We start from the raw sequence: 236 nt of genomic DNA, 5'->3' as shown, positions 1-236 counted from the left end.
TCCTTCACCCTGCCGCAGGCGGCGGCCATCGGCATCATCGGCGGCGCCGACGGCCCGACGGCCATCTACCTGTCGAGCAAGCTGGCGCCGGAGCTGCTGGGGGCCATCGCGGTGGCCGCCTACTCCTACATGGCGCTGGTGCCGCTGATCCAGCCGCCGATCATGAAGGCGCTGACCAGCGACAAAGAGCGGAAGATCCGCATGGTGCAGCTGCGTACGGTGAGCAAACGCGAGAA

General features: G+C 67.8%; 1 protein-coding gene. It reads left to right on the top strand.

The genetic code is table 11. The features are described from left to right. Positions 1 to 236, top strand: a 236-nt coding sequence (locus PGR23_RS24490) for a sodium ion-translocating decarboxylase subunit beta (RefSeq protein ID WP_316423654.1), incomplete at both ends; no start/stop codon positions are given.

Origin of the sequence: Klebsiella sp. 141162, from assembly GCF_050600755.1 — a bacterium.
GTDB lineage: Bacteria > Pseudomonadota > Gammaproteobacteria > Enterobacterales > Enterobacteriaceae > Klebsiella > Klebsiella aerogenes.
This window is presented reverse-complemented; position numbering and strand designations above follow the sequence as displayed.